The 11,924-nt window shown below is 59.4% G+C and carries 13 protein-coding genes and 1 pseudogene; 13 read left to right on the forward strand and 1 reads right to left on the reverse strand.

Going from position 1 to position 11,924, the window contains the following annotated elements; translation table 11 throughout:
• Nucleotides 1-140 precede the first annotated feature (140 nt).
• Together ASC85_RS29350 and ASC85_RS29355 are read left to right on the forward strand one after the other, a co-directional pair.
• Nucleotides 141-611 (forward strand): hypothetical protein, encoded by a 471-nt coding sequence (locus ASC85_RS29350; protein WP_057452409.1) that lies wholly within the window; start codon nucleotides 141-143, stop codon nucleotides 609-611.
• 243 nt (nucleotides 612-854) lie between these two features.
• Complete coding sequence (locus ASC85_RS29355) at nucleotides 855-1,313, forward strand: hypothetical protein (RefSeq protein WP_057452410.1); 459 nt, start codon at nucleotides 855-857, stop codon at nucleotides 1,311-1,313.
• 92 nt (nucleotides 1,314-1,405) lie between these two features.
• On the opposite strand, the gene ASC85_RS29360 is transcribed toward ASC85_RS29355, so the two are convergent.
• Entirely contained in the window at nucleotides 1,406-2,098 is a 693-nt protein-coding gene (locus ASC85_RS29360) for an alpha/beta family hydrolase (protein WP_057452411.1), read from the reverse strand.
• A 96-nt stretch (nucleotides 2,099-2,194) separates the two neighbouring features.
• Here ASC85_RS29360 and ccoN (ASC85_RS29365) point away from each other — a divergent pair, with 96 nt between their 5' ends.
• The 11 genes and pseudogenes from ccoN (ASC85_RS29365) (at nucleotide 2,195) to ASC85_RS29415 (ending at nucleotide 11,861) form a co-directional block, all read left to right on the forward strand.
• Nucleotides 2,195-3,619, forward strand: coding sequence for a cytochrome-c oxidase, cbb3-type subunit I (gene ccoN / locus ASC85_RS29365; RefSeq protein ID WP_057452412.1), 1,425 nt, complete (start codon nucleotides 2,195-2,197; stop codon nucleotides 3,617-3,619).
• A gap of 10 nt (nucleotides 3,620-3,629) precedes the next feature.
• A complete protein-coding gene (gene ccoO, locus ASC85_RS29370; RefSeq protein WP_014339376.1) occupies nucleotides 3,630-4,238 on the forward strand; it encodes a cytochrome-c oxidase, cbb3-type subunit II in 609 nt (202 codons plus the stop codon).
• Nucleotides 4,239-4,241: 3 nt separating this feature from the next.
• Nucleotides 4,242-4,445: a cbb3-type cytochrome oxidase subunit 3 gene (locus tag ASC85_RS29375; RefSeq protein ID WP_057452413.1), complete on the forward strand. Its 204-nt coding sequence runs from the start codon at nucleotides 4,242-4,244 to the stop codon at nucleotides 4,443-4,445.
• Nucleotides 4,442-5,398 (forward strand): cytochrome-c oxidase, cbb3-type subunit III, encoded by a 957-nt coding sequence (gene ccoP, locus ASC85_RS29380; protein ID WP_057452414.1) that lies wholly within the window; start codon nucleotides 4,442-4,444, stop codon nucleotides 5,396-5,398. Before ASC85_RS29375 ends, ccoP (ASC85_RS29380) begins: the two co-directional genes overlap by 4 nt.
• Before the next feature lie 502 nt (nucleotides 5,399-5,900).
• The gene (ccoN, locus tag ASC85_RS29385; RefSeq protein WP_057452415.1) at nucleotides 5,901-7,343 is read left to right on the forward strand and encodes a cytochrome-c oxidase, cbb3-type subunit I; all 1,443 of its coding nucleotides are present in this window, start codon (nucleotides 5,901-5,903) and stop codon (nucleotides 7,341-7,343) included.
• Nucleotides 7,343-7,951: a cytochrome-c oxidase, cbb3-type subunit II gene (gene ccoO / locus ASC85_RS29390; RefSeq protein ID WP_018925301.1), complete on the forward strand. Its 609-nt coding sequence runs from the start codon at nucleotides 7,343-7,345 to the stop codon at nucleotides 7,949-7,951. The genes ccoN (ASC85_RS29385) and ccoO (ASC85_RS29390) overlap by 1 nt, the downstream gene beginning before the upstream one ends.
• Nucleotides 7,952-7,957: 6 nt before the next feature.
• Complete coding sequence (locus ASC85_RS29395; protein ID WP_003183474.1) at nucleotides 7,958-8,143, forward strand: CcoQ/FixQ family Cbb3-type cytochrome c oxidase assembly chaperone; 186 nt, start codon at nucleotides 7,958-7,960, stop codon at nucleotides 8,141-8,143.
• Nucleotides 8,140-9,123 (forward strand): cytochrome-c oxidase, cbb3-type subunit III, encoded by a 984-nt coding sequence (gene ccoP, locus ASC85_RS29400; RefSeq protein WP_057452416.1) that lies wholly within the window; start codon nucleotides 8,140-8,142, stop codon nucleotides 9,121-9,123. Before ASC85_RS29395 ends, ccoP (ASC85_RS29400) begins: the two co-directional genes overlap by 4 nt.
• A 112-nt stretch (nucleotides 9,124-9,235) precedes the next feature.
• Nucleotides 9,236-9,424, forward strand: a pseudogene (locus tag ASC85_RS29405) (PIN domain-containing protein); the annotation flags it as partial.
• A gap of 470 nt (nucleotides 9,425-9,894) precedes the next feature.
• A complete protein-coding gene (gene ccoG / locus ASC85_RS29410) occupies nucleotides 9,895-11,310 on the forward strand; it encodes a cytochrome c oxidase accessory protein CcoG (RefSeq protein WP_057452417.1) in 1,416 nt (471 codons plus the stop codon).
• An 11-nt stretch (nucleotides 11,311-11,321) separates the two neighbouring features.
• Nucleotides 11,322-11,861: a FixH family protein gene (locus ASC85_RS29415; protein ID WP_057452418.1), complete on the forward strand. Its 540-nt coding sequence runs from the start codon at nucleotides 11,322-11,324 to the stop codon at nucleotides 11,859-11,861.
• Nucleotides 11,862-11,924: the final 63 nt, after the last annotated feature.

Genomic DNA, 11,924 nt, shown 5'->3' on the forward strand with positions numbered 1-11,924 from the left:
CACGCCGAAGAAACTCAGCCATCTTATTCGCCGCCACCTGTCAGCTCTGACAGTAGACAGCAATCGCCATCTCACTACCCTGCGAAAGGCAACAAAAAAAGGAACTCTCATGAACGGCGATTAACGAAGAGGGATTTCACATGGACAGCCATAGTTTTTTCATTCCACACAAAAAAACCCGAAAGCTTGCGGGAAATTCATTTACCTGGAACTTCGGCACAACCCCCATCAACGCCGAAAATACGCTCTTTTACCTGAATGTGTATCAATCCACGGGAGAGAAAAACTGGTCTTTCAGGGGGAGCACCGGTTCTGCGGAAGACGAAAACCACTCCAGCTTTGGCTTTTCGATTCCCTATGTCAGCGATGAAGTGATGGATGCCAGCTATACAATGGAGGGCGGGCTCAGGTTCTCTCACATCCATTCTATTCCTGCGCCGCCCGGTTTCACTGGTTTTAGAGTGGTCCGGGCGGACAAAGCGGATCTGACCATCAGGCTCGATCCTGTCAAAGGAACAGCAAAGGGCGATTTCACCGCGCTTTTCAGAACCGATGGCTATCGATTGAACCCGACGGGGACATTCGAATTGATCAGGGATGATCAGAAATAATATTTCGGGCTGGCAGCCTCTCTATCGCAAGCGAACTCGCACAGAGGGGTTGCCTTCCAATTGTGGAAGCGAGCTTGCTCGCGATAAGGCCGGGACTGCCTGCCAGGAACCTGCCGAAGAAACTCATCCATCTTATTCGCCGCCACCTGTCAACTCTGACAGTAGACAGCAATCCCCACGGCCCTACCCTGCGAAAGCCAGCAAGAAATTTTAATGCGCGGCAATTAACAGAGAGGGACTCACATGAACAGTCAAAGCTTTTTCATTCCCAAAGAGAAGACCCTGAAAGCCACAGGAAACTCATTTATCTGGAACCTCGGCACAGGTCCCGTCAGCGCCGAAAGTACATTGTTTTACCTGCATATATTTCCGCCCACGGGGGCGAAGAGTTGGGCCATTAGCGGAGGCACCGGCTCGGGTCCCGAGGAGAACTACTTCAGTTTCGGTTTTTCGATTCCCTACGTCAGCGATGAAATTATGGATGCCAGCTACACAATGGAAGGCGGGCTCACGTTTAATCACATCCACTCGATCCCCGCACCGCCCGGCTTCTATGGCTTTCAGGTGGTCAGTGCGGATAAAGCAGAATTAACCATCCGGCTCGACCCGATCAAAGGAACAGCCAAGGGCGACTTCACTGCCCTCTTCAAAACTTATCGACTGAACCCGACAGGGACATTTGATTTAATCCTCGGTGACTAAAAAGACTCATGCAAAGTGGCAAATCCTTACCGCAAACAGGTTCCCCCTCATGACTTGCCAGTTGGGGAGCCTGTCAGGCCGAGACAAACACTTCACTCCCGAATAAGAAACCCAGCCACTTTTTGCGCCGCCGCCTCCAGATGCTGCTCATGACTGAACCCCGACGCCTTCAGCGGCTTGAGGTCATGATCCCCCGCCACCAACCACAACACCTCGATGCTCGGTGACAAGGTGTAGCCCTGCACCGCCTCCCGATTGCCCAGCGCATCGCGCTCGCCCTGGACGATCAAGGTCCGGGTTTTCAACGCCGCCAGGTGCTCGACCCGTGGTTTCTCCGGCTTGCCCACCGCATAGAAGGGATACCCCAGGCACACCAGCGCATCGGCGCCCAACTCATCGGCCAGCAGGCTCGCCATGCGCCCGCCCATGGACTTGCCACCCACGGCCAGCCGCCCAGCGACATATGGCCGCACCGTGGCGTACACCTCCCGCCAGCTTTCCAGCAGCTTAGGTGCCGGATTGGGCGGACGCTTGCCCCCGTCCTGGCGCCGTTGGGCCATGTAGGGAAACTCGAAACGCAACACGTTGACACCATGCGCGGCAAGGCGCGCGGCCATGTCCTCCATAAAGCCACTGTCCATTGGCGCACCGGCACCATGGGCCAGGATCAGGGTCGGCGCCTTGGCGCTGGCGACCGATTGACCGGCTGTCCATAACCAGCCGTGTTCGGCTACACATCGCGCCCATTGATCCCCGTCAATACTGGCCTTGTGCTGTTTGTCCATGCTGACCTCGCTTTTAGTCTGCCTATAACTCCAGGCGAAGAACGCCGCACTGCCTTGCGCAGGCGCTCACTTCGGCTGAACCGTGGATGGGGAACCATGAACACTTCTATCAGTACCGCCTACAACTACAAGGTGGTCCGCCAATTCGCCATTATGACGGTGGTGTGGGGCATCGTCGGCATGGGGCTCGGGGTTTTTCTCGCCGCCCAATTGGTCTGGCCACAACTCAACTTCGATTTGCCATGGACCAGCTTCGGCCGCCTGCGCCCACTGCACACCAACGCGGTGATCTTCGCTTTCGGCGGCTGCGCCCTGTTCGCCAGTTCGTTCTATTCGGTGCAACGCACCTGCCAGACGCAGCTGTTCGCGCCGAAAATCGCCGCGTTCTGCTTCTGGGGCTGGCAACTGGTGATCCTGCTGGCGGCCATCAGCCTGCCACTGGGCTACACCAGTTCCAAGGAATACGCCGAGCTGGAATGGCCGATCGACATCCTGATCACCATCGTCTGGGTCGCCTACGCCATCGTGTTCTTCGGCACGCTGGCCAAGCGCAAGACCAAGCACATCTATGTGGGCAACTGGTTCTTCGGTGCGTTCATCATCACCGTGGCGATCCTGCACCTGATCAATAACGCCGAATTGCCGGTGAGCTTCACCAAGTCCTATTCGGCCTATGGTGGTGCAACCGATGCGATGGTGCAGTGGTGGTACGGCCACAACGCCGTGGGCTTTTTCCTCACCGCGGGCTTTTTGGGGATGATGTATTACTTCGTGCCGAAACAGGCCGAGCGCCCGGTGTATTCCTATCGCTTGTCCATCGTGCACTTCTGGGCGCTGATCACCCTGTACATCTGGGCAGGTCCCCACCACCTGCACTACACCGCGCTGCCGGACTGGGCACAGTCCCTGGGCATGGTGATGTCACTGATCCTGCTGGCGCCAAGCTGGGGCGGCATGATCAACGGCATGATGACCCTGTCGGGTGCCTGGCATAAGTTGCGCAGCGACCCGATCCTGCGGTTCCTGGTGGTGTCCCTGGCGTTCTACGGCATGTCGACCTTCGAAGGTCCGATGATGGCGATCAAGACCGTCAACGCCCTCTCCCACTACACCGACTGGACCATCGGCCACGTACATGCCGGCGCCTTGGGCTGGGTGGCAATGGTGTCCATCGGCGCGCTGTATCACATGATCCCGAAAATCTTCGGTCGCGAGCAGATGTACAGCATCGGCTTGATCAATGCGCACTTCTGGCTCGCGACCATCGGTACCGTGCTCTACATCGCCTCCATGTGGGTCAACGGCATCGCCCAGGGCCTGATGTGGCGTGCAATCAACGACGACGGCACGCTGACCTACTCCTTCGTCGAAACCCTGGTGGCCAGCCACCCAGGCTTCGTCGTGCGGTTGGTGGGCGGGGCGATCTTCCTCAGCGGCATGCTGCTGATGGCCTACAACACCTGGCGCACCGTGCAAGCTTCCCAGCCTGCCGAAGCCGCCGCTGCCGCGCAGATGGCCTGAGGAATCCACCATGAAACACGAAACAATCGAAAAAAACGTCGGCCTGCTGATGCTGCTGATGGTCCTGGCCGTGAGCATTGGCGGCCTGACCCAGATCGTGCCGCTGTTCTTCCAGGACGTGACCAACAAACCGGTGGACGGCATGAAGCCCTACACCGCCCTGCAACTGGAAGGCCGCGACATCTACATCCGTGAAGGCTGCGTCGGCTGCCACTCGCAGATGATTCGTCCGTTCCGCGCCGAGACCGAGCGCTACGGCCACTACTCCGTCGCCGGCGAAAGCGTCTGGGACCACCCATTCCTGTGGGGCTCCAAGCGTACCGGGCCGGACCTGGCACGGGTCGGCGCGCGCTACTCCGATGATTGGCACCGCGCCCACTTGTACAACCCGCGCAACGTCGTGCCCGAGTCGAAAATGCCGGCCTACCCATGGCTGGTGACCCAAGCGGTGGACAGCAGCCACACCGAAGGCAAGCTGCGCGCCATGCGCACCCTGGGCGTGCCGTACACCGACGACGACATCACCGGCAGTGTGGCCTCGCTCAAGGGCAAGACCGAAATGGATGCGCTGGTGGCCTACCTGCAAGTGCTCGGCACTGCCATCAAGAGCAAGAGGTGAGCCATGGTTCTTGAAATGAGTACTGGAATGATCCGCGGCCTGGGCACGGTCGTGGTGTTCATCGCCTTCATCGGCCTGACCCTGTGGGTATTCAGCAGCAAACGTCGTCCAGAGTTCGCCGAAGCGCGCCTGCTGCCGTTCGCCGACGAGCCACCTGCCGACATCACCACCCCCCAAGACCCTGCAACAAGGAGTACCCGGCCATGACCACCTTCTGGAGTACGTGGATCTGCGTACTGACCATCGGCAGCCTCATCGGCCTGACGTGGTTGCTGATCGGCACTCGCAAGGGCGAGACCAAGGGCAGCGTCGACCAGACCATGGGCCACAGCTTCGACGGCATCGAGGAGTACGACAACCCGCTGCCGCAGTGGTGGTTCCTGTTGTTCGCCGGCACCCTGGTGTTTTCCGTCGGCTACCTGGTCCTCTATCCGGGCCTGGGCAACTGGAAAGGCATCCTGCCAGGCTACGAGAACGGCTGGACCGGCGCCCATGAATGGGAAAAGGAAATGGCCAAGGCCGACGCCAGGTTCGGGCCGATCTTCGCCAAATTCGCCGCCATGCCCGTGCAGGAAGTGGCCAAGGATCCACAAGCCTTGAAGATGGGTGGCCGCCTGTTCGCCTCCAACTGCTCGGTCTGCCACGGCTCGGACGCCAAGGGTGCCTTCGGCTTCCCGAACCTGGCCGACAGCAACTGGCGCTGGGGCGGCGCTGCCGACACCATCAAGGCCACCATCATGGGCGGCCGCATGGCGGCGATGCCGGCCTGGGGCGAAGTGCTGGGAGAGGCCGGGGTCAAGAACGTGGCCGCGTATGTACGCCACGACTTGGCCGGCCTGCCTCTGCCGGCGGACAGCGGTGCCGATCTGCAAGCCGGCCAGCAGGCCTTCAACACCACCTGCGTCGCCTGCCACGGCGCCAACGGCCAGGGAACCGAAGCCATGGGCGCGCCGAACCTGACGCAACCGGCCGGCTTCATCTACGGCACCAGCCTGGCACAGTTGCAACAGACCATTCGCCATGGTCGCCAGGGCCACATGCCGGCGCAGAATGAGTTGCTGGGCAACGACAAGGTGCAACTGCTCGCGGCTTACGTCTACAGCCTTTCGAAGAGTGGGGAGCAGTTGAGCGGCAAGCCTCAAGCTGCAAGCCTCAAGTAAAAGCAAAAGCAAAAGCAAAAGCAAAAGCTGCAAGCGACGCGTACTCGCTTGCAGCTTGAAGCTTGAAACTTGCAGCTGCTTCTTTTTGTCGCACCCTCCCATAGTCTTTCTTTCGGTTCCCCGGAATCGGGTCTAAGCTTGCCTTTGCGTGCGCTGGCGACTGCCGGTTTCAGGTCGACCCGACCCGATGCGTTCGACAATCGTTCGTCAAAAAGGCCGCAAAGGCAGGTGAATACCGGCTGTTGCGACAGTTGCCTGGCATCACCCGAACGCTGTGTTCGAACACACCCCGTTACAACCGACCTGCCCCCCTCGCCTCATTCCTTCGTTGCGACATTTTGCCGTGGGCCATTTTTGTCCCTACAAGGAACATGGAAAGGCCGCAGAATCAGCTTTGGAAAGCATTGACCCAGGTCATGGCGCGTTGCAATGACCCCCCGCTTTCTCCATACTTGCGACCGATTTTTATCCTAATAAAACACCCAAACCGTGGAACCTTAGAATGAGCACAGCAATCAGTCCGACTGCTTATAACTATAAGGTAGTCCGCCAGTTCGCCATCATGACGGTGGTCTGGGGGATCCTTGGCATGGGGCTCGGTGTCTTCATCGCCTCGCAACTGGTCTGGCCGGAGTTGAACTTCGATCTGCCATGGACGACATTTGGACGCCTGCGCCCGCTGCACACCAACCTGGTGATCTTCGCCTTCGGTGGTTGTGCATTGTTTGCCACTTCTTACTACGTCGTGCAGCGAACCTGCCAAACGCGACTGATCTCCGACAGCCTCGCCGCCTTCACCTTCTGGGGCTGGCAAGCGGTCATCGTCGGTGCGATCGTGACCTTGCCACTGGGTTACACCACCACCAAGGAATACGCTGAGCTGGAATGGCCCCTGGCTATCCTGCTGGCCATCGTCTGGGTGACCTACGGTCTGGTGTTCTTCGGCACCATCGTCAAGCGCAAGACCAAGCACATCTACGTCGGTAACTGGTTCTACGGTGCGTTCATCGTCGTGACAGCCATGCTGCACATCGTCAACCACGCTTCCCTGCCGGTCAGCTTCTTCAAGTCGTACTCGGCCTACTCGGGCGCGACGGATGCGATGATCCAGTGGTGGTACGGCCACAACGCCGTGGGCTTCTTCCTGACCACCGGCTTCCTGGGGATGATGTACTACTTCGTGCCGAAACAGGCCGAGCGTCCGATCTACTCCTATCGCCTGTCCATCGTCCACTTCTGGGCGCTGATCACCCTGTACATCTGGGCCGGTCCCCACCACCTGCACTACACCGCACTGCCAGACTGGGCGCAGTCCCTGGGCATGGCGATGTCGATCATCCTTCTGGCACCAAGCTGGGGCGGCATGATCAACGGCATGATGACCCTGTCGGGCGCCTGGCATAAGCTGCGCACCGACCCGATCCTGCGGTTCCTGGTGGTGTCGCTGGCGTTCTACGGCATGTCGACCTTCGAAGGCCCGATGATGGCCATCAAGACCGTCAACTCCCTGAGCCACTACACCGACTGGACCATCGGCCACGTGCACGCTGGTGCGCTCGGCTGGGTTGCGATGATTTCCATCGGAGCCATCTACCACATGATCCCGAAACTGTTCGGTCGTGCGCAGATGCACAGCACCGGCCTGATCAACGCGCACTTCTGGCTCGCGACCATCGGCACCGTGCTCTACATCGCCTCGATGTGGGTCAATGGCATCACCCAGGGCCTGATGTGGCGTGCAATCAACGACGACGGCACCCTGACCTACTCGTTCGTCGAAGCGCTGCAAGCCAGCCATCCTGGTTTCATCGTTCGTGCCCTGGGCGGCGCGTTCTTCGCCAGCGGCATGCTGTTCATGGCCTACAACGTGTACCGCACCGTTCGTGCCTCTGACCCGGCTGAAGCTGAAGCCGCCGCCAAGATCGCCGTAGTTGGAGCTCACTGATGAAGCACGAAGCAGTAGAGAAGAATATCGGCCTGCTGGCCTTCTTCATGGTCATCGCCGTGAGCATCGGCGGCCTGACCCAGATCGTTCCGCTGTTCTTCCAGGACGTGACCAACAAGCCGGTCGAAGGCATGAAGCCACGTACCGCCCTTGAACTGGAAGGCCGTGACATCTATATCGCCAACGGTTGTGTCGGCTGCCACTCGCAGATGATCCGTCCGTTCCGCGCCGAGACCGAACGCTACGGCCACTATTCGGTCGCTGGTGAAAGCGTCTGGGACCACCCATTCCTGTGGGGTTCCAAGCGTACCGGTCCGGACCTGGCCCGCGTTGGCGGCCGCTACTCCGACGACTGGCAGCGTGCGCACTTGTACAACCCGCGCAACGTGGTGCCTGAGTCGAAAATGCCAGCCTACCCGTTCCTCGTAGAAAACAAGCTCGACGGCAAAGACACCGCCAAGAAAATGGAAGTCCTGCGCACCCTGGGCGTGCCTTACACCGACGAAGACATCGCCGGTGCCAAGGATGCCGTCAAGGGCAAGACTGAAATGGACGCGCTGGTGGCCTATCTGCAAGGCCTGGGCACCATCATCAAAAGCAAACGGTGATTCTTTATGGATATCGGGATGATTCGCGGCCTGGGTACCGTCGTCGTGATGGTGGCCTTCATCGGTCTGGCCCTGTGGGTGTTCAGCCCCAAGCGCAAGTCGGAGTTTGACGACGCGACCTTGCTGCCGTTCGCGGATGATCCCGAAGCCATCAAGCACGTCGAGCAAGCTTCTAGGAGTAACAAAGAATGACTACATTCTGGAGTCTGTACGTCACAGTCCTCAGCCTGGGAACGATCTTCTCCCTGACCTGGCTGCTGCTGTCGACCCGCAAGGGCCAGCGCGCCGAGCAGACGGACGAGACCGTCGGCCACTCGTTCGACGGGATCGAGGAGTACGACAACCCACTGCCGAAATGGTGGTTCATGCTGTTCGTGGGCACCATCGTGTTCGCCCTCGGTTACCTGGTGCTCTACCCTGGCCTGGGCAACTGGAAAGGCCTGCTGCCAGGCTACAACTACCTGGACACCGAAAAGCAGACCGCCTTCGCCAACGGCCAGACCGGCTGGACAGGCGTTCACGAGTGGGAAAAGGAAATGGCTCGCTCGGACGCCAAGTTCGGTCCGATCTTCGCCAAGTTCGCCTCCATGCCGATCGAAGAAGTCGCCAAGGACCCGCAAGCCCTGAAGATGGGTGGCCGCCTGTTCGCCTCCAACTGCTCGGTTTGCCACGGTTCCGACGCCAAGGGTGCCTATGGCTTCCCCAACCTGACCGACGCCGACTGGCGCTGGGGCGGTGAGCCGGAAACCATCAAGACCACCATCATGGGCGGTCGTCACGCCGTGATGCCGGGCTGGGCTGCCGTGGTTGGCGAGCAAGGCGTCGCTGACGTGGCTTCCTACCTGGTGACCAGCCTGCACGGCCGCAAACTGCCGGAAGGCGCCAAGGCCGATCCGGCCAACGGCCAGAAACTGTTCGCGGCCAACTGCGTGGCCTGCCACGGCCCAGCCGGCAAAGGTACGCCTGCCATGGGCGCACCTGACCTGACGCATCCGGCCGGCTTCATCTACGGTTCGAGCTTCGCTCAACTGCAGCAGACCATCCGTTACGGCCGCCAGGGCCAGATGCCTGCCCAGGCTGACCTGCAAGGCAACGACAAGGTCCACTTGCTGGCCGCCTATGTCTATAGCCTGTCTCATGGCGAAAAGGCTCCGGCCGCTGACGCCCAGTAAGACAAGTAGCTGATACACCAAAGGCCCCGCCAATCTGATTGGCGGGGCCTTTTTGTTACCGACCGAAAAAACTGGGTAAATCTGTTTCGCTTGCCGGCCACCCACACCGGTAGGCAGGATCCTGGCGGTAGACCGTGCCGTCGCACTGCGTTGCGCTCGCCTGCATGCGCCTGACCGCAGTAATGAATGCGATGCGTTGATTGCCGCCACCGCCCTGGTCCATGGGCTGACCGTGGTGACCCGCAACGTGAATGATTTTCAAAGCAACGGCGTGGCAGTGCTCAACCCGTGGGTTGACTGATGCATATTCGGCAGTCATCACAAGGCGCCCTTTTGTAGCAAGGAAGCTTGCTCCCGCTGGGTGGCGGTGTAGGAGCTGTGTAGGAGCTGTCGAGTGCAACGAGGCTGCGATCTTTCCACCGACAATTGAGTCGGGCAAGAGCGAAAGATCAAGATCAAGATCAAAAGATCGCAGCCTTCGGCAGCTCCTACACACAGCCGAGCGGGAGCAAGCTCCCTCGCCACGAAACAGAACAGCCTGCAGAACGCGCCCTTCGTTTCGCCGACAGTTATGAAATAGCTATAGTCAATTGATCTGAGTCATGACTTGTTACATCCGCTACACCATTCTATGCAGACCCCCAACGCGACCAAAGGTCGCACCCTTGGGCTAGAGCGACAGGCGTATCATTGCGCCACCGCAACACCCTTTCTGACCGTGGTCGGCACGTACTGGCCCCGGCACTTTTCCACTGCCGTGGGATGCATTCGATGAGCAACCAGATTCCGGTACATGACGTCACCCCGCCTGCCAAGGACGCGAACAAAAGCGTCGACCTGTATGCCTCTCGGGAAAAAATCTACACCCGTGCCTTCACTGGCCTGTTCCGCAACCTGCGAATGGCTGGCGGCGCACTATTGTTCCTGCTGTATTTCGGTACGGTCTGGCTGAACTGGGGTGGCCATCAGGCCGTCTGGTGGAACCTGCCGGAGCGCAAATTCTTTATTTTCGGCGCCACCTTCTGGCCCCAGGATTTCATCCTGCTGTCCGGGATGTTGATCATTGCCGCCTTTGGCCTGTTTTTCATCACGGTCTATGCCGGACGAGTGTGGTGTGGCTATACCTGCCCACAGAGCGTGTGGACCTGGATCTTCATGTGGTGCGAAAAAGTCACCGAAGGCGACCGCAACCAGCGCATCAAGCTCGACAAGGCCCCCATGGGCGCCAACAAATTCCTGCGCAAGTCCGCCAAGCACAGCCTGTGGCTGCTGATCGGTTTCGTCACCGGCATGACCTTTGTCGGTTACTTCACGCCAATCCGCGAACTGGTGTTCGAGTTCTTTACCGGCCAGGCCGATGGCTGGTCGTATTTCTGGGTCGGTTTCTTCACCCTCGCCACCTACGGCAACGCTGGCTGGCTGCGTGAGCAAGTGTGTATCTACATGTGCCCTTACGCACGCTTCCAGAGCGTGATGTTCGACAAGGACACCTTGATCGTTTCCTACGACCCGCGTCGTGGCGAAAGCCGTGGCCCGCGCAAGAAGGGCGTTGACTACAAAGCCCTGGGCCTGGGGGATTGCATCGACTGCACCATGTGCGTCCAGGTCTGCCCTACCGGTATCGACATTCGCGACGGCCTGCAGATCGAGTGCATCGGCTGCGCGGCCTGCATAGATGCCTGCGACAACATCATGGACAAAATGGATTATCCACGCGGCCTGATCAGCTACACCACCGAACACAACCTTTCGGGGCAGAAAACCCATAAACTGCGCCCGCGCCTGATCGGTTATGCCTTGGTGCTGCTGACCATGATGAGCCTGTTGGCGGCGGCGTTCTTCATGCGCTCGCTGGTGGGTTTCGACGTCAGCAAGGACCGCGTGCTGTACCGCGAAAACGCCGAAGGCCGGATCGAGAACGTCTACAGCCTGAAGATCATGAACAAAGACCAACGCGACCACACGTACGTCCTGGAAGCCGCCGGCCTGCCCGACCTCAAGCTGCAAGGCCGGCGGGAAATCAAGGTCGCGGCCGGCGAGATCTACAGCCAGCCTGTCGAGCTGTCCAGCGCACCGGAACAACTGCCATCGAGCACCAACGAGGTGACCTTCATCCTCAAGGACGCCGATGACGAAAGCGTACATGTCGAAGCCAAGAGCCGGTTCATCGGCCCACAAACTCGTTGAGAGAACTGAACATGCCTGCAGCAACCGCCACCAGCCCCTGGTACAAGCACCTCTGGCCGTGGATCATCATCGCGATCCTGACCTGTTCGGTGACCCTGAGCCTGACGATGGTGACCATTGCGGTGAAGAACCCGGACAACCTGGTCAACGACAACTATTACGAAGCCGGCAAGGGCATCAACCGCTCGCTGGAGCGCGAATTGCTGGCCCAGACCCTGCAACTGCGTGCGAACGTGCAAATGGACGAGCTCACCGGTGAAGTGAATCTGCGCCTGAACGGCAACAGCCGTCCCCAGACCCTGGAACTGAGCCTGATCTCGCCGACCCAACCGGAGAAGGACCGCAAGATCGTCCTGACCCGCAACGACAGCGAACCGGGGCGCTACGTCGGTCAGTTGACCGACAAGGTCGAAGGCCGGCGCTTTGTCGAATTGCTGGGTGTGGAGAACGACAAGACCTGGCGCCTGTTCGAAGAAGAACAGATCAATCACGGCCAGGACCTCTTGCTCGGCGATGAACCGCTGCAAGGCGCTGAAGACCTGAAAAAATAAAACTGCTCACAGCCCTGTAGGAGCTGCCGAAGGCTGCGATCTTTTGATTTTTTTAATCTTTCG

The organism is Pseudomonas sp. Root401, assembly GCF_001425105.1.
Classification (GTDB): Bacteria; Pseudomonadota; Gammaproteobacteria; order Pseudomonadales; family Pseudomonadaceae; genus Aquipseudomonas; species Aquipseudomonas brassicacearum.

Coding starts and splice junctions, on each gene's coding strand:
- ASC85_RS29350 (WP_057452409.1), top strand. CDS start 141: ATGGACAGCCATAGTTTTTTCATTCCACACAAAAAAACCCGAAAGCTT.
- ASC85_RS29355 (WP_057452410.1), top strand. CDS start 855: ATGAACAGTCAAAGCTTTTTCATTCCCAAAGAGAAGACCCTGAAAGCC.
- ASC85_RS29360 (WP_057452411.1), bottom strand. CDS start 2,098: ATGGACAAACAGCACAAGGCCAGTATTGACGGGGATCAATGGGCGCGA.
- ccoN (WP_057452412.1), top strand. CDS start 2,195: ATGAACACTTCTATCAGTACCGCCTACAACTACAAGGTGGTCCGCCAA.
- ccoO (WP_014339376.1), top strand. CDS start 3,630: ATGAAACACGAAACAATCGAAAAAAACGTCGGCCTGCTGATGCTGCTG.
- ASC85_RS29375 (WP_057452413.1), top strand. CDS start 4,242: ATGGTTCTTGAAATGAGTACTGGAATGATCCGCGGCCTGGGCACGGTC.
- ccoP (WP_057452414.1), top strand. CDS start 4,442: ATGACCACCTTCTGGAGTACGTGGATCTGCGTACTGACCATCGGCAGC.
- ccoN (WP_057452415.1), top strand. CDS start 5,901: ATGAGCACAGCAATCAGTCCGACTGCTTATAACTATAAGGTAGTCCGC.
- ccoO (WP_018925301.1), top strand. CDS start 7,343: ATGAAGCACGAAGCAGTAGAGAAGAATATCGGCCTGCTGGCCTTCTTC.
- ASC85_RS29395 (WP_003183474.1), top strand. CDS start 7,958: ATGGATATCGGGATGATTCGCGGCCTGGGTACCGTCGTCGTGATGGTG.
- ccoP (WP_057452416.1), top strand. CDS start 8,140: ATGACTACATTCTGGAGTCTGTACGTCACAGTCCTCAGCCTGGGAACG.
- ccoG (WP_057452417.1), top strand. CDS start 9,895: ATGAGCAACCAGATTCCGGTACATGACGTCACCCCGCCTGCCAAGGAC.
- ASC85_RS29415 (WP_057452418.1), top strand. CDS start 11,322: ATGCCTGCAGCAACCGCCACCAGCCCCTGGTACAAGCACCTCTGGCCG.